Genomic DNA, 20378 nt, shown 5'->3' with positions numbered 1-20378 from the left:
GGAAGTCGCGTGTTGGGGTCTTCAGGACGAGTGTTGACCCGATTCGGACATCCCGGGGGAACCATTTTGGGTCGAAAACCAGTGATGGTTGCAGATCAAGTGTTTCCGAAAAAAGCTTTTCTTTAAAAATTACAGAACCGACGGAACTTTTCGCCCCGGCGCGAATATGCATTGGCCCGGATAGCGCTCGGAGCGGCGTGATCCCCGGGAAGAAGAGCTTCGATATCCGCGGTTCTCGCGTAATCGATCAGCTAAGTGCGGGAGTCACTGGGGAGATACCGTGTTCAATAGAAACGACGAGACGGCGCGGGTTGGCGCGCTGCAGAGCGCGATCTTCAACAGTGCGAACTTCTCCAGCATCGCTACCGACGCCAAGGGCGTCATTCAGATCTTCAACGTCGGCGCCGAGCGCATGCTCGGTTATACGGCCGCCGACGTGATGAACAAGATCACGCCGGCCGACATTTCTGATCCGCAGGAACTGATCGCACGCGCCAAGGCGCTCAGCGTCGAGCTCGCAACCCCGATCACGCCGGGCTTCGAGGCCCTGGTGTTCAAGGCCTCGCGCGGGATCGAGGACATCTACGAATTGACCTATATCCGCAAGGATGGAAGCCGATTCCCGGCCGTGGTGTCGGTCACGGCACTGCGCGACGCGCAGGACGTTATCATCGGCTATCTGCTCATTGGCACCGACAACACCGCACGTAAACTTGCGGAAGAAGCGCTGCTCCAGGCGGGAGCCCTGCAGAGCGCGATCTTCAACAGTGCGAACTTCTCCAGCATCGCTACCGACGCCAAGGGCGTCATTCAGATCTTCAACGTCGGCGCCGAGCGGATGCTCGGCTATGCCGCCGCCGAGGTGATGAACAAGATCACGCCGGCCGACATTTCTGATCCGCAGGAACTGATCGCCCGCGCCAAAGCGCTGAGCGTCGAACTCGGAACCCCGATCACGCCGGGCTTCGAGGCCCTGGTGTTCAAGGCCTCGCGCGGGATCGAGGACATCTACGAGCTGACCTACATCCGCAAGGATGGCAGCCGATTCCCGGCGGTGGTGTCTGTTACAGCGCTGCGCGACGCCAAGGAGGTCATCATCGGCTACCTCTTGATCGGCACCGAACTCAAGGCGGGCGCCCTGCAGAGCGCAATCTTCAACAGCGCCAACTTCTCCAGCATCGCCACCGACGCCAAGGGCGTCATTCAGATCTTCAACGTCGGCGCCGAGCGCATGCTCGGCTATGCCGCCGCCGACGTGATGAACAAGATCACGCCGGCCGACATTTCTGATCCGCAGGAACTGATCGCACGCGCCAAGGCGCTCAGCGTCGAGCTCGCAACCCCGATCACGCCGGGCTTCGAGGCCCTGGTGTTCAAGGCCTCGCGCGGGATCGAGGACATCTACGAATTGACCTATATCCGCAAGGATGGAAGCCGATTCCCGGCCGTGGTGTCGGTCACGGCACTGCGCGACGCGCAGGACGTTATCATCGGCTATCTGCTCATTGGCACCGACAACACCGCACGCAAGCTGGTCGAAGAAGAGCAAAAGAAGTCCGATCAACGCCTGCGTGACCAGCAATTCTACACCCGCTCGCTGATCGAATCCAACATCGACGCGATCATGACCACCGATCCGGCGGGCATCATCACCGACGTCAACAAGCAGATGGAGGCGTTGACCGGCTGTACGCGCGACGAGTTGATTGGCGCGCCGTTCAAGGGTTATTTCACCGATCCGGAGCGAGCCGAGGCTGCGATCAAGCGCGTACTGAGTGAAAAGTCGGTCACCGACTACGAGCTGACGGCGCGGGCTCGTGATGGCAAGCAGACGGTGGTGTCCTACAATGCGACCACCTTTTACGACCGGAATCGGACGCTGCAGGGCGTCTTCGCCGCGGCGCGCGACGTCACCGAGCGCAAGCGGGTGGAGGCGGAATTGCAGCAGGCCAAGGCCGCCGCCGAGAGCGCGAGCCGGACCAAATCGGATTTTCTGGCGAGCATGAGCCATGAGATCCGAACGCCGATGAATGCGATCATGGGAATCTCGGACCTGCTGGCGAAGACCGCTCTCTCGCCGGAGCAGGACAAATATGTACAAATCTTTCGCCGCGCCGGCGACAATTTGCTGAATCTCATCAACGACATCCTAGATCTCTCCAAGGTCGAAGCCTCGCAGCTCGAGCTGGAGCGGACCGGCTTCTCCTTGAACGATCTTCTGGAGAAGGTGACGGAGATGGTGGCGGTCCGGGCCAGTGAAAAGGGATTGGCCATGGTGTACGAGATCGCGCCTGGCGTGCCCAACGACCTGGTCGGCGACCCAACACGGCTTCGCCAGGTGCTGCTTAATTTGCTTGGCAACGCGATCAAGTTCACCCAATCGGGCGAAGTAACCTTGCAGGTTACACCGGATGCAGATCCTTCCGTCCCGACTGCATTGCGGTTCACGGTCTCCGACACCGGCATCGGCATTCCCAGCGAGAAATTGGGCCAGGTGTTTGAACGCTTCACACAAGCCGATTCGTCGACCACGCGCAGGTTCGGTGGCTCGGGGCTGGGGCTAACGATTTCGAGACGCCTGGCGGAACTGATGGGCGGACGCATCTGGGTCGAAAGCGAAGTCGGGAAAGGCAGCGTGTTTGCTTTCGTCGTACCATTCGAGATTTGGGCTACAGTCAATCGGCCAGCGGCTGTTCCAGTCGGTATGGATCCTGAGCTGCCGCTACCGGCGCTACGAATTCTTCTGGCGGAGGACTCTCCCGACAACTGCATCATCACGATGGCTTATCTGGAGGATACGCCGTACCGGGTTGAAATTGCCGAGACCGGGGCCATCGCCTGTAAAATGTTTGAGCTCGGACACTACGACCTAATTTTGATGGACCGACAAATGCCGGTCATGGATGGCTTGACCGCAACTCGGACGATCCGGGCGTGGGAGCAGGGGAACCATCGGCCGCCCACGCCGATCATTGCACTGACGGCCTCTGCCCTGAAGGGCGATCGGGAAATGTGTTTGGCGGCGGGATGCACTGCTTTTTTGACGAAGCCCATCAAACAAGAAGTGCTGCTGCAGGCGATCAGGGAGCACTCCCTGATCGCATATTCGTCGTCGAAAGACGAAAGCAACCGGATGGACCTGATCCGTTTGAGTGCAAAATCCAAATCCGCAATCCGTATCCCCGCGTATCTGCAGAACTGCAAGCAGAATGTCATCGTGATGTTGGATGCCCTGGATCGAGTTGACTTCGAGACCGTAACGATTCTGGGACACCAGATGATGGGCTCGGGAGGCATGTTTGGATTTCAGGCCATTACTGACATAGGCAGATCCATTGAACTGGCCGCCGAGAGCGCCGATTCCGGTGCGTCGCGCAAGTGGGTGGGCGAATTGTCCATCTATCTGGATGGTGTCGAGACCATTTGCAACTAGCCTGCACTCAATCCAAAAACCATATCTGGCCTATACAAACAATTGAGAAATAAATACCGATATTGGATCGAAAGCAGTATTTCGACTTACACGATTCCGCTCGTGCCGCTTCGTCTGATGCCGGCCTCTCATGTTGTCCAGAGTGTGCGACCGGCCTGAGGTTTGGTTACTTCCGTTGTTGGCACAAAGCGTCGGTTGCTGCGGTGCAGCGGCATTTCCGGAGTCGAGGGTAGACTGGAAGTGATGGCGCACAGCCAGAGTGACGCGAATGACCCGAAGCAGACATTGCCAGGCGTCGGGTTGATTTGGGTCAAGAACGTGCAGTAGTCGATGGACTAAAAAGTCTGGCGATCCGGAAAACGTTTGCGGATATCACCTCATGTCTAACTGGCAGCGATTATTGAGCGTCATGGGCATTCTGCTCATCGCAACCATCGGAGGCGTGGCTGCGCAAGGTACGCCTCCGACGCAGGCTCTTGCCTCGACTGCACAGGCAACCACCAAGCCCAACGTAAAGGTGGACAGCGAGAACTCAATGACAAAGGCCAGCCATCATCGTCGCAGTGTGAATAAACGAGTACTGAACGGCGATTACGTCTATGGAAAGGTTCATTACAGATCGAAAAGCGCGAAATGAAAGGCTGCTATAGTTTAGGGATTGCGTAAGGCACTTTCTCAGCGTGGTCTGGAGAAAATGAAACATTTTCCATAGCCGCTCTTCATATGACATTCCCCTCTGGCCAGCACCGCATCGTACGGTCCCACATCATGTTGGAATAAGGTTTGCAATGGCGAAAAATGACATCCCGAGTCACGTCGGTTTCATTCCTGATGGAAATCGCCGCTGGGCCATGGATCATGGCCTGCCCAAGGAAGCCGGATATGCTCATGGGATCAACCCGGGATTGCTGCTGTACGAGAAATGTAAAGAATGCGGGATCAAGGAAGCTTCCATCTTCTGCTTTACCCAGGACAACACCAAGCGGCCTTCCATTCAGAAACAGGCATTCAGCGAGGCCAGCGTTGCATTCGCTTTCGAGATTGCACGCCGAGGAGCGGCTCTGCTTGTTGTTGGCGATGAGACCTCGACGCAATTCCCCAAGGCGTTGAAAGAATTCCGGCAACGTCAGGGTGTCGGAATGAAGGTGAATCTACTCGTCAACTACGGTTGGGAATGGGATCTGGCCGGTCTTAAAAACGGCGGCCTGCGTTCAGAAGAAGTTTCACGTCTGGATTTGATTGTACGCTGGGGAGGAGGACGCCGATTGAGCGGTTTTCTTCCGGTGCAATCGGTTTATGCGGATTTGTATTACAGGGATGAATATTGGCCAGATTTTGATCCGCAGCATTTTGAGCACGCACTCGCCTGGTTCAAAAACCAGGACCAGACACTCGGCGGGTAATGCACCGTTCTGATCTGGGTTTTAGACAACGGATAAGCCACGGGCGGCTTCCTCGCGGAACCAACAGAATTTGAATTGGTCGGAATGTCTGAGATTGGCACAAAGCGTCGGTTACTGCGGTGAAGCGGCATGTCCGTAGTTGAGGGTAGACTGGAAGTGATCGGCGTACAGCGAGAGTGACGCGATTGACCCGAAGGCGACATAATCGGTTGGCTCAGCTACCCATAGTGAAGGTCCTCTGCCCGCAGGAGCCAAGAATGCGTCGCGTTGTTTTATTGTCTGCTTTCTATTTCTTCCTTGAACTGACAGTGGCGAACGCGGCGGGGGTCAGAAATTTTGACATTCCTGCTGACGGGGAGGGACCGGGGATCAGGCTGCTCGTTTGGACACCTTGTGCGGAGACCCCGCGAGAAATGGATGCCCGCGGTGCCATTTTCTTTGCAGTCCCCGGATGCGCAGTGACAGGCGAAAAGCTTCCGCTCATCGTGATATCGCACGGCAGACGAGGATGGTTCGGCGGCCACCATGACACTGCGGCGGCCTTGGCCGACGCGGGCTTTGTCGTCGCTGCACTCAATCATCCCGGTGACACTTGGCGCGACACTAGCCGTACCGATAGCCTTTCGGTGCTGGTGGAGCGCCCTGCGGATATTAAGCGGCTGATCGACTACATGCTCGATGGCTGGCCCGACGCGGCGCGCATCGACGCTCGGCGTATTGGTCTCTACGGATTTTCGTTTGGCGGCTATACGGGTCTTGCTGTTATCGGTGGTAATCCCGATTTGCGAAAGGGCCTGCCCAATTGCGCGACGTCCAGCCTGTTGGCCTGTAAGCAGCTTGAAAACGGTGAGGCACTCAGTCAGCCAGTCACGTCCGATCCGCGCGTGAGGGCCGCGGTCATCGTTGATCCATATCCGGCATTTGTGTTCCCCGAGAAGAACCTGAAGGAAGTAGCGGTTCCGGTGCAGTTGTGGAGTTCCGATCCTGCACAGAACGCTGACGGCCTGTCAGGATGCTGTGCGGCAGCGATCAAACAAGGGCTTCCAACACCGGATTATCACTTCGTGACAAACGCCAAACACTTCTCTTTCCTTGCAACCTGCACCCCGAAGGAAGCGCAGGGTACCCCGTCGGCTTGCACCGATGCGCCGGGCTTCGACCGTAACGATTTTCATCAACACCTTCACGCTGAGATGATCGGGTTTTTCCGTAAGCATCTCGCTGGAAGCCAGTAACATCTGGCATGGCTGCGCGACCCTGCCAATGTCGCTGATTGGCACAAAGCGTCGGTTGCTGCGGTGCAGCGGCATTTCCGGAGTCGAGGGTAGACTGGAAGTGATGGCGCACAGCCAGAGTGACGCGAATGACCCAATTCGGTCATCGGCAACCTCCAAAGATATTTGGTTGGATCGTGCCCTTCGTCTTCCCTGTGTCGAGTGTAGGCAGCTACACTGCCGCACTAGCTCAACCGGCCGCAGCGCGACGGATCGATGGCGTTTGTGCGCTCGCCCGATCTGCATTCGATCGAGCTGTTGCAGAAGGGCCAGCCGAAACCGCCCGCAGAGCCGTGGACGTCGATGCCCAACACCGGACATTGGTGAGAGGTTTTCGACTCCGCGTACTGGAACCAATCATTACCTTTTGCGTTCTCCATGCATAAGAAATCATGGAGGCTGACATGGGACGAGGGGTTCTGCTTTGGCTGCTGGGCGTGCCGATACCGGTGATCATTCTGTTGTGGCTGTTCTTTGGCCGCTCATAGTGATCGTTATTATAGTCCCTTTGTTGAGGGGATGAAGCAAGCAAGGAGAGAAACACATGAACAAAGATCGAATCGAAGGCTCCGTGGAGCAGGCCAAGGGCAAGGTGAAGGAGGTCGCGGGCAAAGTGACCGGTGACGCCAAGCTCGAAACCGAAGGCAAGACGCAGCAAGTCGCGGGCAAGATTCAGAATGCGGTCGGCGGCTTCAAGGACGCGGTCAAGAAAGCCGTCAACGATTAACGGTGACCACCTTCACATTTGTGAGGCCGCCTCAGTTGGCGGCCTCTTGCATTTCAAGACACAGATGCGATGTCGCCTATTGGCACGAACCGGACCAGACGGGCGTGACCGACGATGTCCGTTCATCGGGGTGGACCGGAAGTGACCACCAAAGGGTCAAACCGACGCGATTGACCCAAATGTATCGGACATGGCCAAATTCGACCAGAACGTGCTTGCTTGTGACTTCTCACAACTTTCGTCGTTTTCTCGGCACCTGCCATAGATACCGCTGCAGCGTTATTGCGGAGGTGCGTAAACGGCCGACGTCGCCCGTTCCCAACGAATGCGTCGATTTGAAGCAGGTGAACCGCAGGAACGTTTCATCGCGCTCTTCGTTCTGGTTTGTGAACTCAAACTTTGGAGAAGTCTCATGGTTACGGAAGTAAGCGAGCAAGGCAATCTTATCGGCAGCGACAAGGTTGAGGGAACCGCCGTCTATGGCGCGGACCGCAACAAGATTGGCTCGATCGAGCGCGTGATGATCGACAAGCAGAGCGGCAAGGTGTCTTACGCAGTGCTCTCATTCGGCGGTTTTCTAGGCATCGGCGACGATCACTATCCGCTGCCCTGGCAATCGCTGAAGTACGACACCACGCTCGGCGGGTACGTTACCGGCGTAACCGAAGCCCAGCTCAAGAGCGCGCCGAAATATGGCAACGACAATGCATGGAACTGGGGCGATGCAACCCGCACACGCGCCGTCAACGACTATTATGGCACTGCGTCGTTCTGATCAGGGCGCAGTCATGGACCAAAGGCCCGCCTTCCGGCGGGCCTTTTTGTTTGATTATCCGTTACAGCCTGAACGCCCGGAGCGGGGCCGTTCCAGAGATATGGAACGTTAAGCCGACCAGCGGTCTTCTTCACGCCGGACCGCCACCCTCCCGCCAGGAACAGCAAGAAATGATCGCCGCGATTGATGCCAACGACATCCAGCCGATCATCGACTCAACATTCCCGCTGGATCAGATCGAGGCTGCGTTTAGGCATCAGATTTCGCAAAGACACTTCGGGAAGATCTGCCTTGCATTGTGATAAGCGACATCCGGCAGAAGATTAGGCGCCGCGCGGACGCAGTGTCACGTAATGAGGCGCTGACAACGTCGTTGCCAACTCATCCCGCGTTAGACGCGAATGACCGTTATGGGCGATCTATAGCCAGCGCGCCACATTCCGAATCTACCGCTGGCTCACCATCCCACCCGCGCTGACGAGGTGATCGAATAGAATGTAATTTGCTGCCGTGCATGAGTCTCTTGTTGGCACTTAGCGTCATTCCGCTGCTTTGCTGCAACACGTCGGCTATCTGGGCAAAGCGGACTCTGGCGCGGCGTCAGCCCGGCAGATTTATGGGTTCACGCTTGGAATTCGGTTTTCCGTCAATGCAAGTATTTACCTATTAGGAGTTTCGCAAAAATCCCTACTATGATGCTGCTCAGCGTGAAGTTGCGCCAATAGCGAGCGGTGTCAATTCTTCTAGAAGACTTCCCAATGTTGAAGAGCAATCGTGGAAAAAATAGTTTGCGGCCTCCCACGATCAAAAAAATACAGAAAACGTCAGGTAGCCAAATGCTGTTTTTGCTTCCTCCTTTATATCGGGGCCAAACAAAGCGTTTATAACGAGAATCGCGATGGCAACAGCGATTGCAAAGGCAATAAGACCGTAGACTAGCTGAAGGATATAGCTATCTCTCGGATAGAGGCGCGAGTACCATATTCAAAACGTTAGTGCCGTTTCCGGAATCACTGATGTTCCTCGCTGATTTTGATTCCCCCATTCGGAGGTTCGATCCCTCCCGCCCCAGCCAATAGTTACATTTAATCAATAGGTTGTCAGTTCTTCATTCCGAAAATCGATTCCCATGCCTTTCGGAAGAATCGTCTTTCCCACTTTCGCGAGAGTAAGACTTTCGGCCGCTTCTACCCGGTCTCTGCGCCGGATAATCGGGGAAATAGCGGGATGCGAATAACTCCCCTCTTAAGACATGGATTAAGTGATGAGCGCTTGAACGAAAGTTCAACTTCATTGGCGCGCTATCTCGTTCCGAAATATGCGCTAACTTCATTCTTGATGGCGCAACAGAAACGGGCCGCTCGAAGGCGGCCCGCTGCAGTGTCGGCTTGTTCCGGCAAAGGGTGCCCGCAAGGGCTACTTCGCGGGCATGAAGGAAAATGCGGCGACCGGCTTGAATGCGGCGGCGGTATCTCCCGCCAGGATGGGGGCGCCGGACAGGTCGAGCTTCAGCGTCGGCGCGCCGGCCTTGAAGTCGATCTTGTCCATCGCGACCCAGAACACGTTCGGCCTCTCAGTGTCCTCGAAGTAATAGACCATGTTCTTCTGGTCCGATACCGTGCGCCAGAGGGTCGGAGCGACATTCGGAGCCCCGGCCTTTGTCACGCCCATCGGGACGGAGGCGTTACGCATGATGGAAAACATGGAGGCGATGGATTGAACCGGCTTCGCCGTCTGCGGCGATTGGCCGAGGTAATAGCTCGCGCGCACGAAGCGATCCGCCGGGCGGTCGGTGCCCGGCAACATCGCGGCGCCGCCAATATCCTGCCAATAGGCATTGAGGGCGAGCTGCTGATCGTAAGCGGGCTCGTTGGTCATCACCTGAAACTGACGTCCGTGATGGACGACGATCTTGCCGTCGATGCTCTCAAAAATCGCGGAATCCCCGCTCTGATCCGAGATTGATAAATGCATGGTGGGGTTAAAGCCGCCGGGAAGTGCGGGCCCAGAGAGCTGGAATGGATTCTTTTCCAATGCGGCGACCGCGTCGGCAACCGTCGCGAAATTGTCGAGCGCGTACTGCGCCCATCCCGCAACGGAGAGGCCGGGCCGGGACGGATCGCGCGGACCATATTCCGTGCCCGACAGATAGAGCAGGTTGGCGACCAGCCCTTTTTCGTTCATGCCGTCAGCGGTGGCAGAATCGTAGGCCGCAGAGATCACGCTGCCATATTTCGAGGTCCAGCTGATGGAGTTCGCACCCGCAGCGCCATTGCGCTTCAGTCCTGCGGGGAAAGCCCAGAGATTGGTGTGCAGCGGCACCATCCAATCCATGGAGCGACCGGTGACGACGGTATTTTCCGGACCTAAATACGTCACACGCGTGCAAGCATCCGCGACAGGTGCCGTTGCCAACAGTGCGACCAGCGACGTCAGCGTAATGAGTCGAATTTGATGCAACCGTTTCTCCGATTCAAATGAATTCTATCCCCATAGATAAAATTAGCACACCGATCAGGTGGGCTTCAACATGGTCGGCTTCATAGCCAGTGGATTGATGCCGACATATGAGTCCCGATTGGGATTCCCCTGTTGGGTAGGCTGTGCGAGTCTGCGGGATGCGTACTGGCGTCACCGTCCATCTGAGCCCGACCGATCGTAAGCATCTTGTGGACAATTGTGGCGATCATCGATGATCGCAACAGCCCCCAGAAGCATGTCTGGCGCGGCTTCAGGAGTTTGAGAAGCAACAGCATTTCGTCTCAATCCGGGATGAAGATGATCAGCCCCTCCAGAGATATGGATGAAGTGATGAGCGCCTGAAGGAAAGTTCGACTTCATCGGCGTGCTATCTCGTTCCGAAATAAGCGCTAACCTCTTGAATTCATTCGGGGCGGATTCTCTCATTTTTTCGGAATGCGCGTTGATTTTGTTAGTGTACCGCGCTGATTTTGATTCCCCCATGCGGAGGTTCGAATCCTCCCGCCCCAGCCAAATACATTCTTTGAATCAATAACTTACATATTCTTTCATTCTGAAAAGGGATTCCCCTGGCCATTCGGAAAAAATGTCGCGCTCCGGTTGAACTTTCTGCTCGTTTGACCTGGTCGCGAATGGTCTGGAACGGGCTTTAGCGCTACCCTTTGTCGGAACGAGTTGGCCATGCACTGGTGGCGACCATATCGTAGTACGAAGCTCGCTGATGTTTCCAGTATGGGTTGTTCGATGACCGAACTAACGCTGACAAGTCATTCACGCGCTGATATCGCTGTGGCCTCAGCCCAAAGCCGGAATGCTGGTCTCGATGCATTGCGCTCGACACTTACATTGCTCGTCGTATTCCATCACGCCGCAATCACCTATGGCGCGATCGGAGGGTGGTTTTATCGGGAGGTTCCGACCGACGGAAGGTTTGAAACCAAACTTCTGATATTCTTTTGCACTCTGAATCAAGCCTACTTCATGGGCTTATTCTTTCTTCTCGCCGGGTACTTCACGCCCGGTTCTGTCGATAAAAATGGTCCTATGACCTTTGTTCGAGAGAGACTGCTGCGACTCGCTGTTCCGCTGATTGTTTTTGGCCTCCTTATAGGGCCTGCAACGATCGCCTTAGCGCAAACGTCAAACGGGCAGCCCTTCTTATCTACCCTTCTGCGGCTATGGGGTCGTGGCACGTTCGAAAATGGTCCGCTTTGGTTCGCGCAGGCGTTGCTGATCTTTTCGATGGGGTATGTCGCTTGGCTGGGAATCGCGTCGCGTTTTCATTCTACAAGCCTATCTGCAATAACGTTCCCGTCCAATTTCGCGATTGCTCTTGCCGCGCTGTCCGTCGGTGCAGCAGCATTTGCACTTCGGCTCGTTTGGCCGGTTGGCACACAGGTGTGGGGTTTGCAGGTTGGATATTTTGCCAGCTACGTGGTGCTGTTCGTTGCCGGATGCGTTGGATCATCAGGAAAATGGTTAGAGCATGTGCCTGACAATTCAAAATGGGTGTGGTCGGCAATCGCTGGAATTGCGGTGCCGATCTTGCCAATCGTCGTGCTGTCGGCCTCGTTTTTTCCCGAGCTAAAGGGTGACACCTCCGGCGGATGGAATGTCCAGGCGGTCGTCTATTCGTTCTGGGAGCCGCTTGTTGCTTGGGGACTAATATTGGTCCTACTTTCGAGTTTCCATCGAATTTTCGGCAGCTTGAATTCAGTCTGGGCGGCGCTCTCGCGTCGAGCTTACACAATCTTCATCATCCACCCGCCTGTCCTTGTTGCAATTGCGCTCGCTTGGCGAAACGTGCAAGCATCACACCTTGTCAAGTTCGCAGTCACGGGCACCCTAACGTCTTTGACCTGCTTTTTGATCGCGGGCGTCCTGCTACGCTTACCCCTGATCAAGAGGATTGTCTGAATAGTCGAGCATAGCGGACCTGGCAGGTAGTCTGTCCGGTATGGGCGGTCGATGCGTTCGCAAACACGCGCTTGGCTGGCTGCTCCGCCTCGCGCTGAGCTGTCCCGCTGAGGACAAGGCGCTCTGCATTCCGGAACGTCTACTAACCTCTTGAATCCATTTGGGACGAAATCCCTAGTTCTTCCGGAATGCGCGTTGATTTATATAGCGATCCGCGCTGATTTTGATTCCCCCATGCGGAGGTTCGAATCCTCCCGCCCCAGCCAGCACCTAATCACTGCGGCTCAGACACTTTTTGTACATACCTGAAACGCTGCTAAGCTAGCCGCAGTCTGTTTCGCTCCCGCTGGAGCAGTGGAGGGTTCTCACCGCATCAAGCATGACCATGTTCATCAGCCCAGGCAACGTCACGAACTGGTCGCCGGGCAATGCGGGAGGCGATTCTTGGGATAGGCTGGGGTCTGAGGTCGCCCGAGGCGCCACCTGCGTTGTCGCCGTCACTTTGCCGGCGTCGGCCGTCGCGCCGACAGCGATGATGGCGGGGCTCAGGAATCACGAGCGGGACCGGGCTGCGCGCCTGCGCGTCCCCGATGACCGCCATCTCTATATCATCGCTCACTATCTGCTGGCCAGCAGCGTCGAGGTGGTTGCGGCGTGCGGTCCCGCGTCCTGGAGCTTTGTGCCGAACGGTAACGACGGCAAGCCGCGTCTCATGGTCGCGAACCAGACCCTTCATGCCAGTCTGTCGCATACGCGCGGCACGGTGGCGGTGGCGATCAGCCGAGTGGCCGATGTCGGCGTCGATGTCGAGGCGATTACTCCCATGACCGAGTTGGAACTCGTCGTTAAGGATGTCTTGAGCGATCGCGAGCGACAGGCTGTGTTCGCGGACGCCCAGCCGATCCACATGTTCACGCGGCTGTGGACCCGCAAGGAAGCCGTCGTCAAGGCGTTCGGCGTCGGGCTTGGCGTGCCGTTGACCAGCATCGATGTGCTCGATCCGACCAACGTGCTGCGGCCGCCGGAACTGTCAGGTGCGGTCTGCGTCAGCGACCTGCCGTGCGCGCGTTCATGCCGGCTCTCGGTTGCCCTGCTCAGCCCCGCGATCGATCCGGTGTCGCTGGAGATTCCATTTGATTTGTTGCTCGAACAGGCGGTCAGTCCTTCGATTGACGGGGCCAGGTGAGGTCGATGCAGGCGGTGTTAGCCATGTCAGGTAACTGGACGATCGATGGCGACGAATTTGTCGTTCTCCTCAATGGGGACGGACAATATTCGATCTGGCCGTCCGTCGCGCCCATCCCATCCGGGTGGAGCAGCGTCGGCCCGATCGGTTCGAAGGCGGAGTGTCTGGCCTTTGTCGAGACGGCCTGGACCGACATGCGTCCCGTGCCGCTTCGGAGTCGGACGGACCGTCGTTGACAAGAACGCCCTGCCCAGACACCGTCACAGCCGCGCATCCACGGTGCGGCGCGGTGCTGGTTGACAACCGCGCGATCCGCGCGCTGAAACCGGATGCGGAGTGCCAATGACCTCGGAGTGCGTTCCGCTGTTGAGCGGCCAGCGCGATATCTGGTTCGGGAATCTGCTCGACACATCCGGCTGCGCCTACAATACCGGCCTCTATACGGAGATAGCCGGCGACCTCGATCCGGTGCTCCTGAACGAGGCCGCCGCACAAGTTGTCGCCACCACGGAAGCGCTTCGCCTCAGGTTTCATGCGGCGGATGAAGCGCTCTGGCAGCGGGTTCTGGAGGCCGGTGCCTATCTGCTGCCGGTGTTCGACGTCAGCGGCGCGGCCGACCCACGCGCCGTGGCCATCGGCCTGATCCAGCAACAACTGCGCACTGGCTTCCAACTCGACGCCGAGCCGCCATTTCGCTGGCTCGCGATCAAGATCGGTCCGGCGCGCTGGCTGTGGGGACAGATCTATCACCACATCGCGCTCGATGGTCAGTCAGCCTGGATCGTCAGTAACCGCGTCGCCGAAACCTATTCAGCACTCCGCGAGGGCAGGGCTCCCCCGGACTATCCCGCGGGCGGCATTGCCACGCTGACGCGCGAGGAGAGATCCTATCGCGCATCGTCACGGTTTCTCGACGACCGCCGCTACTGGGAGACGGTTGTCGGCGACAGCGAACGGATGACGAGCTGGTCGTGCCAGGCGCGGCGCCCTTCGGCGGGCGACGGTGTCGGGCGCGAGTCCTGTTATCTGCCAGCCGGTCTGCTGGAACGGTTGCGTGACAGGGCAGCGGGCGCCGGGCTGAGGCCCGAACATTTCCTGATGGCGGCAGCGGCGGTGCTGCAATCGGCCTATCAGGGACAACAGCAGGTCCTCCTCGGCTCGCAATTGCTCGGCCGTCTCGGCAGCTCGGCGATGGCTTTCCCGGCCATGGTGTCGAATGAATGCCATATCCGACTCGTGGTCGCTCCCGCGCTCACCATCGAGCGGCTGGCGAAAGACATCTCCCGACAGTTGCGGCTCGCGCTGCGTCACCAATCCTACCGCTACGAGGATCTGCGCAATTACGCAGGTCTTCTTGCGGCCGAGCCGGACTATTTCAGCCTGTCCGTGAATATCATGTCGGTTGACGCTGACCTGCCGTTTTCCGGCCTGCGGTCGTCGTCGCACTATCTCTCGTTCGGCCCGGTGCGCGATCTGTCGCTGACGCTGTTTCACAACAAGGCGCAGGGGCAGTTGCGCCTTGACCTCGACGGCAATGGCGCGCTGTACCAGCCCGCCGATCTGCACAGGCATCTGTCGCGAATCGTGTTCCTCGTCGAGCAGCTTACGATGGCCTCGCTTCCGATCGGTGCGCTCGCCTTGTTCAGCGACAAGGAATTCCGGCAGCGTGGCACGGCGGACGTCACGCCGTCGTCCGTTTTCGATCAGACCCTGCCGGAGCTGTTCGCAGCCATGGCCACGGCGCGTGCCGGCGAAATCGCGGTCGCCTGCGGCGACCGGACGTTGACTTATGACGAGCTCGACAGGCGCTCGAACCGGCTCGCGCGCGCACTAATCCACCGCGGCGTTGCAGGGGAGTCAGTGGTAGCCGTCGCGCTGCCGCGCAGTCCGGACCTGGTGGTGGCCGTGCTTGCGGTGCTGAAGGCGGGCGCTGTCTGCCTGCCGCTGGATCTGCAATATCCCGCCGACCGGCTGAACTCCATGATCGTGGATAGCGGCGCAGGCGTGGTTGTCACCGAGCGCGGCGGTGCCGACATGTTCGACGAGCAAGCTGCCGCAGTCCTGCTGGTCGGAGAAGGCAGCCTCGAGGATGTGATCGCCGGATTCGAGGCGGGGCCTCTGGCTCAGCAGGATCGGGTCGCGCCGCTGAACGTGGCATTTCTCCTCTATACGTCCGGATCGACCGGGCAGCCGAAAGGTGTCGGCCTGACGCATCAAAGCCTGGTCAACAAGCTGCACGACCAGCGTTACCTGTGGGCGGTCGATTCTCACGCGCGATTCGCGTTCTGCAGTTCGATCAATTTCGATCCCAGCATCCATCAGATGTTGTTGCCGCTGACGGCCGGCGGCACTTGCATCGTGCTGCCGCCGGAAGATGTCAGCGATCCGGATCGGTTCATGCAGGCCATGGCGAGATCGGCGGTGACGCACCTCGATGTGGTGCCGGCCTTCGCCGCGGTCCTGGCCGACCATGCGGCACTCCACTTGCCGGACCTCGCCGTATTCATCCTCGGCGGCGAAGTCCTGCCGACGCCATTGGTGAACCGGCTTCGCCGGCGGCTGCCGCATTGCCGGTTCTTCAATATGTACGGGCCCACGGAGACCTGCATCGATGCGACCGCCTTCGAGGTCCCCGCCGACTGGGATGGTCCAATCCCGATCGGCCGTGCGCTGGCCAATTACGAGGTCTACATTCTCGATGCGTGTCTGCGGCCTTTGCCACCGGGCGTCGTCGGCGAGATCTACATTTCCGGCGTTGGCGTGGCCCGCGGCTACTGGCGCCGGCCGCGCCTGACGGCCGAGCGCTTTCTGGCCTGTCCGTTTGGTGCGCCGGGCCAGCGCATGTACCGCACCGGCGACCGCGGATATCTCGACGACCACGGCAACATCGTCTTTTCTGGCCGCGATGACGAGCAGGTGAAGCTGCGCGGCGTCCGCATCGAACCCGCCGAAATCGAAGCCGCTCTATTGCGGCAGTCCGGCGTCGGACACGCCGTGGTCGTTTTGAATGGTATCGGCGCCGATGCGCAGCTTCTGGCCTATGTCGCGCCGGCCGCCGGCGCCGCGCTCAGCGGACCGGATTTGCGCACGGCGCTGGCGCGCGGGCTGCCTGACTTCATGATTCCGTCTGTCATCGCGGTCCTGCCGTCGATGCCGTGGCTGGCCAATGGAAAGCTGGATCGCCGGTCATTGCCGGCGCTCGCGCAGGACGATGGCGCCGGCCATGTCGAGCCGAGCACCGATCTGGAGATACGTATCTGCGCGCTGTTCGGCACGCTGACGGGGGCGGCGCGGGTCTCGGTACTGGACGATTTCTTTGCGCTGGGCGGCCACTCGCTGATGGTTATGCGGTTGGTGTCGCGCTTGCGCAGCGACCACGGCCATCACGTGCCGATCGAACTGGTCTTCACGCACCCGACACCGAGGGCGCTGGCTGAAGCGATGATGGCGCGCGGGTCCGCCGCTTCGGCATATCGGCCGATCCTCTGCCTGCGTGACCGCGGCACCTTGCCACCATTATTCTGTATCCACCCGGCAGCCGGGCTGGCGCGGGTGTATGGCCGGATGCTGGGCAGCATGGACGCGCGGATTCCCGTCTACGGCCTGCAGGCCCGCGGCATCGAGGACGAGATACCGCCACATGCGTCGGTCGCTGATATGGCCCGGGCCTATGTCGATGCCGTGCGCCGCGTACAGCCCGCCGGGCCGTATTACCTGATGGGGTGGTCGTTCGGCGGGGTCGTGGCGCAGGCGATGGCGGGGCTGCTGGAAGCGGAAGGCGAAGAGGTGCGCCGGCTGTTTCTGCTCGATACCTATTTTTCCAATGTCGATGCCGACGTCATGGATCCCCGCCGCGCGGCGGCGTCGATGATGGATGGGGCTGGCGCAGCGCTGCAGCCTGGTCCAGACAGCGCGGGCGAGCCGTTGCTCGACCGGATTTCGGCGGCCTTCACCCGCAGCGCCCGGCTGCTGGCCGACCACACGCCGCAACAGATTCGCGGATCGGTAGTGTTTCTCCGCGCCGCCGACAATGTCGACGCCGATCTGCCATCGTCGCTCGCGGCGATCTCCAGCGGGGCGATCGAGATCGAGAACGCCGATGCCGGCCACTATGCGCTGTTCGATCCGGCCCCGGCGGCAAGCATCGGCGCCTCGCTCAACCGTCATTTGATCGGCGCGTTCGCGCAGGATGCAGGTCAGGCCTGATAGGCCACCGGCGTGAAGTCTACATCCAGCGCCTTGATGCCCGCGATGAAATTTGAACGCAGCAGCTTTGGCGGCGAAGCGGCGCGGATATCCGGCAGGACCTGAAGCAGTTCCTCAAACAGAACGGTGATCTGCATCTCGGCATAGCGCCAGCCCAGGCAATGATTGATGCCGGACCCGAAGGCGATATGGGCCGGTGCGTCGCTGCTGCGATAGCGATCGACGCGAAACTGCATGGCGTCCGGCCAGCGTCGCTCGTCGCGATTCGCGGACTTGTACCAGATGACGACCTTGTCGCCTTCCTTTATGGCCTGCCCTGCCAAAACCGTGTCGCGCGTCGCGGTCCGTCGCGAATGGATCAGGGGCGTCGCCCAGCGGACAAACTCCTTGGCGGCGAAAGGCATCAGGGTGAGGTCGGCCCGCAGCTTGGCCCGCTCGGCCGGGAAGTCGGTCAAAGCAACGATCGACCTCGAAATGGTGTGGCGGACGGTCTCGTTGGTCGCCACGATGAAGGACGCGAAATTCTCGCACAGGCCTTCGAAGTCTAGCGGCGCGTTCTCGATGGTCATTCGCGTAAACACGGTCAGAACGTCGTTCCGGCCGGATCCCGTCCGCTCCTTGAGAAGACCCGCTACATACTGGTCCAGCGAACGCACGCATCCAATGCGATACTCGACCGATGGCGAATAGTCATCGTCGTCATCGCCGATAAAGGCGTTGGACCATTTCATCAGGTTGACGCCGTCGGCTTCCGGGAGTTCTAGCAGGTCGGTGAGCAATCCGGCCGCCACCGGACTGGCGATTTCCGAGACGAATTCGGCATGGCCTTTGTCCGCGACGCCGGCAATCAGGCGTCGGACCCGCCTGCGAATGCCGTCCCGGAACAGGGCGACCGCTTCGGCAGTGAACTGCGGCTGCAGCGCCTTCCTGAAACTGGTATGATCCGGCGGATCGGTCGTAAAAATGTCCGGACGGGGATTCGACGTCACATCCTTGACGTCGAAAATGCGCATCCCGCCCCTCTTGTAGTCGCTCGAAAAGGTGGCACGGTCGCGGGTGACGGCTTCGACATCGTCAAAACGCGTTACGGCCCAGAAGCCGGATCCTCCGACGTCGCCATTCCAGAACACGGGATCGTTGTCGCGCAGATCCTTGAAGCGATCGTACTGATCTGCCCGGCCATGAAAATCCGGGTCCTTCAGGTCAATCGGGCGCCCCGCGTCGCCGATCGATCTGCGGAAACCGGGATTGGGCATCGAGGCATCGAAGAGTGCGTGCGTCATGGCTGCCTGTCCGTTCGGTCCTGTTTGAAGTAATCGCTGACAAAACTGATCGTGCCGTTCCGGATGTGCAGAACGGTGACGCCCTCATTGTGGAATGGTTCGCCGGTCTTCAGCCATCCGTCGTTCTTCCAGACGACGCAGAGCTTATCGTCCTGCTCGACGAAGTCGATCGCTTCGAACTGCAACGACGTGAATTGCGACATGATGCGCTTCAGCAGCACGACGGTCTTGCCGCGGCCGGTGATGGCGCTGATTCCCGGATATTCGAATCGAATGTCGTCGCAGAACAGCTCCCGCAGCGGCGACAGGTTTCCGCCGCCCAGAATGCTCAGGAAGCTCTTTGCCAGCTCGACGTGCGAAGACACGCCTAGCTCTTTTTGGCCAGCGTGACCGCCATGTATTTGTAGAGATCATCCACGGTATTGACCGCGTCGAACACATCGTCCGACAGTTCGACGTCGAATTTCGTCTCGAGCACACTCAAGAGCTCGATGAAGTCGAGACTATCCAGGCCGAAATCCTTGTCGAGCTTCATCTGCGGCTCGATGATAATGGCTTCTGCTGCTGGCTTCGAGGATGTTCCGGAAACTTGTACAACGTCAAGTATGACGTTGTCGACGATAGTTCTGATTTCCTGAGCATCGAGCATTTGTGTTCCTGCCGTTGTCACGTCGCGTTTGAAAGCGATGCGCCTTTTTAGTTTCAATGGCTAACGCTGCGACCCACGCCGGTCGGGGCACTCGTCTCTCGCACACTGGTGAACCCAGCTCGTGGCGGGCCGTGCCTTGCTCCGAAGAGCGGGGCACGCAATGCGAACGCATCTGTATGTCCGGCGCGCGCCGACGTGACGGCTTCGTTGAACTGATCCCCGTATAGAAGCGGCCGACAGACCTCGCAAGCAAGTTCGCGTGCCACGAATCCTTTTGCGATCGCCGGTTTGGTCATTGGCCAACTGCTTATTTGGTGTTACAGCCACAATACATCCGGGGAGTTAGCACATTATGGTTTCCGCCACGCATCTCGATGAGACCCTTGTTGCTGATGTCCCGCTTTCGGACATCGGCGTTGAAGACGCCAGGCTCGATCGTGTCGGCGAAATCGTGTCGTCAGCGGTAAAGTGGTCGGCAGCAGCCGGTCTTGTCCCCTTTCCCGTTCTCGACCTCGTCGCTTTGGGCGCCGTTCAGACGCGCATGCTGATGGATCTCAGCGCGGTGTTCGACAAGCCGTTCGGCAAGGAAGCCGCGAATTCCATTGTCTCCGTGCTGCTGGGGACCCTGATACCCGGTGCCGCTGCGGGCGCGGTGGTCGGATCGGCGTTGAAGACCGCGCCGATGGTCGGTACATTGGCTGGCATGGCATCGATGGCGGCGTTCGGCGCGGCTGCGACCTATGCCGTCGGCAAGGTATTTGCCCGTCACCTCGCAGGCGGCGGCAGGCCCGGCGACTTCAGCGCCGCGGCGATCGCGGATGATTTGAAAGCCGAGTTCAAGCGCGCCAAGCGCCAGCCCGCTACCTAAGCAAACCGATGGCCCTGCTTTTCCTGGTCTATCTGATCTGCTGCCTGCTCGTTGCCTATCTGGCGCGGGATCGGGTCGTCGGCTTTATCGGGTTTTTCGTGCTGTCGCTGATTTTCACGCCGTTGATCATGTTCTTCGTGTTTCTTCTCGGAACGCCACGCAGCAACGTCTCCTAG

17 protein-coding genes and 1 pseudogene are annotated in these 20378 nt (G+C 58.9%); 14 read left to right on the top strand and 4 right to left on the bottom strand.

What is annotated here, in order from left to right:
- The first annotated feature begins 280 nt into the window (after positions 1-280).
- From ACUXVA_RS30865 to ACUXVA_RS30830, 8 genes and pseudogenes are all read left to right on the top strand, one after another.
- The gene (locus tag ACUXVA_RS30865) at positions 281-3433 is read left to right on the top strand and encodes a PAS domain S-box protein (RefSeq protein WP_445490055.1); all 3153 of its coding nucleotides are present in this window, start codon (positions 281-283) and stop codon (positions 3431-3433) included.
- 379 nt (positions 3434-3812) lie between these two features.
- The gene (locus tag ACUXVA_RS30860) at positions 3813-4070 is read left to right on the top strand and encodes a hypothetical protein (protein ID WP_445490053.1); all 258 of its coding nucleotides are present in this window, start codon (positions 3813-3815) and stop codon (positions 4068-4070) included.
- 151 nt (positions 4071-4221) lie between these two features.
- Positions 4222-4836, top strand: a complete 615-nt coding sequence (locus ACUXVA_RS30855; protein WP_445490051.1) for an undecaprenyl diphosphate synthase family protein — start codon at positions 4222-4224, stop codon at positions 4834-4836.
- 257 nt (positions 4837-5093) lie between these two features.
- On the top strand, positions 5094-6071 hold the full coding sequence (locus tag ACUXVA_RS30850; protein WP_445490049.1) for an alpha/beta hydrolase family protein: 978 nt from the start codon (positions 5094-5096) through the stop codon (positions 6069-6071).
- A gap of 228 nt (positions 6072-6299) precedes the next feature.
- Positions 6300-6437: pseudogene (locus tag ACUXVA_RS30845) on the top strand (lactoylglutathione lyase); the annotation flags it as partial.
- Positions 6438-6654: 217 nt separating this feature from the next.
- Positions 6655-6837, top strand: a complete 183-nt coding sequence (locus ACUXVA_RS30840; protein ID WP_265082511.1) for a CsbD family protein — start codon at positions 6655-6657, stop codon at positions 6835-6837.
- 412 nt (positions 6838-7249) lie between these two features.
- Positions 7250-7612: a PRC-barrel domain-containing protein gene (locus ACUXVA_RS30835; protein WP_265081459.1), complete on the top strand. Its 363-nt coding sequence runs from the start codon at positions 7250-7252 to the stop codon at positions 7610-7612.
- On the top strand, positions 7546-7914 hold the full coding sequence (locus ACUXVA_RS30830) for a zinc-binding dehydrogenase (protein WP_445490046.1): 369 nt from the start codon (positions 7546-7548) through the stop codon (positions 7912-7914). The genes ACUXVA_RS30835 and ACUXVA_RS30830 overlap by 67 nt, the downstream gene beginning before the upstream one ends.
- A 1114-nt stretch (positions 7915-9028) precedes the next feature.
- On the opposite strand, the gene ACUXVA_RS30825 is transcribed toward ACUXVA_RS30830, so the two are convergent.
- Positions 9029-10072 (bottom strand): linear amide C-N hydrolase, encoded by a 1044-nt coding sequence (locus ACUXVA_RS30825; RefSeq protein ID WP_445490044.1) that lies wholly within the window; start codon positions 10070-10072, stop codon positions 9029-9031.
- 765 nt (positions 10073-10837) lie between these two features.
- On the opposite strand from ACUXVA_RS30825, the gene ACUXVA_RS30820 reads away from it, so the two are divergent.
- From ACUXVA_RS30820 to ACUXVA_RS30805, 4 genes are all read left to right on the top strand, one after another.
- Positions 10838-12010 carry an acyltransferase family protein gene (locus ACUXVA_RS30820; RefSeq protein WP_445490042.1) on the top strand — a complete coding sequence of 391 codons (1173 nt, stop codon included), beginning with the start codon at positions 10838-10840 and terminating at the stop codon, positions 12008-12010.
- 379 nt (positions 12011-12389) lie between these two features.
- Positions 12390-13196, top strand: a complete 807-nt coding sequence (locus tag ACUXVA_RS30815) for a 4'-phosphopantetheinyl transferase family protein (protein ID WP_445490040.1) — start codon at positions 12390-12392, stop codon at positions 13194-13196.
- A 5-nt stretch (positions 13197-13201) separates the two neighbouring features.
- Complete coding sequence (locus ACUXVA_RS30810; RefSeq protein WP_445490038.1) at positions 13202-13432, top strand: MbtH family protein; 231 nt, start codon at positions 13202-13204, stop codon at positions 13430-13432.
- A gap of 106 nt (positions 13433-13538) precedes the next feature.
- On the top strand, positions 13539-17402 hold the full coding sequence (locus ACUXVA_RS30805; RefSeq protein WP_445490036.1) for an amino acid adenylation domain-containing protein: 3864 nt from the start codon (positions 13539-13541) through the stop codon (positions 17400-17402).
- On the opposite strand, the gene ACUXVA_RS30800 is transcribed toward ACUXVA_RS30805, so the two are convergent.
- Genes ACUXVA_RS30800 through ACUXVA_RS30790 form a run of 3 tightly spaced genes read right to left on the bottom strand, consistent with a single transcriptional unit; the run spans position 17393 to position 19334 of the window.
- Complete coding sequence (locus tag ACUXVA_RS30800; RefSeq protein ID WP_445490034.1) at positions 17393-18685, bottom strand: cytochrome P450; 1293 nt, start codon at positions 18683-18685, stop codon at positions 17393-17395. The genes ACUXVA_RS30805 and ACUXVA_RS30800 overlap by 10 nt on opposite strands.
- Positions 18682-19050, bottom strand: coding sequence for a nuclear transport factor 2 family protein (locus tag ACUXVA_RS30795; RefSeq protein ID WP_445490032.1), 369 nt, complete (start codon positions 19048-19050; stop codon positions 18682-18684). Before ACUXVA_RS30795 ends, ACUXVA_RS30800 begins: the two co-directional genes overlap by 4 nt.
- A gap of 2 nt (positions 19051-19052) precedes the next feature.
- The gene (locus ACUXVA_RS30790; protein ID WP_445490030.1) at positions 19053-19334 is read right to left on the bottom strand and encodes an acyl carrier protein; all 282 of its coding nucleotides are present in this window, start codon (positions 19332-19334) and stop codon (positions 19053-19055) included.
- Positions 19335-19686: 352 nt separating this feature from the next.
- On the opposite strand from ACUXVA_RS30790, the gene ACUXVA_RS30785 reads away from it, so the two are divergent.
- Positions 19687-20202 carry a DUF697 domain-containing protein gene (locus ACUXVA_RS30785; protein WP_445490028.1) on the top strand — a complete coding sequence of 172 codons (516 nt, stop codon included), beginning with the start codon at positions 19687-19689 and terminating at the stop codon, positions 20200-20202.
- Between the two features lie 8 nt (positions 20203-20210).
- On the top strand, positions 20211-20378 hold the full coding sequence (locus ACUXVA_RS30780) for a hypothetical protein (protein WP_445490026.1): 168 nt from the start codon (positions 20211-20213) through the stop codon (positions 20376-20378).

The sequence above is a fragment of the Rhodopseudomonas sp. RCAM05734 genome (assembly GCF_052658035.1).
Note: the sequence above shows the minus strand (reverse complement) of the source record. Positions and strands in the feature narration are given on the sequence as shown.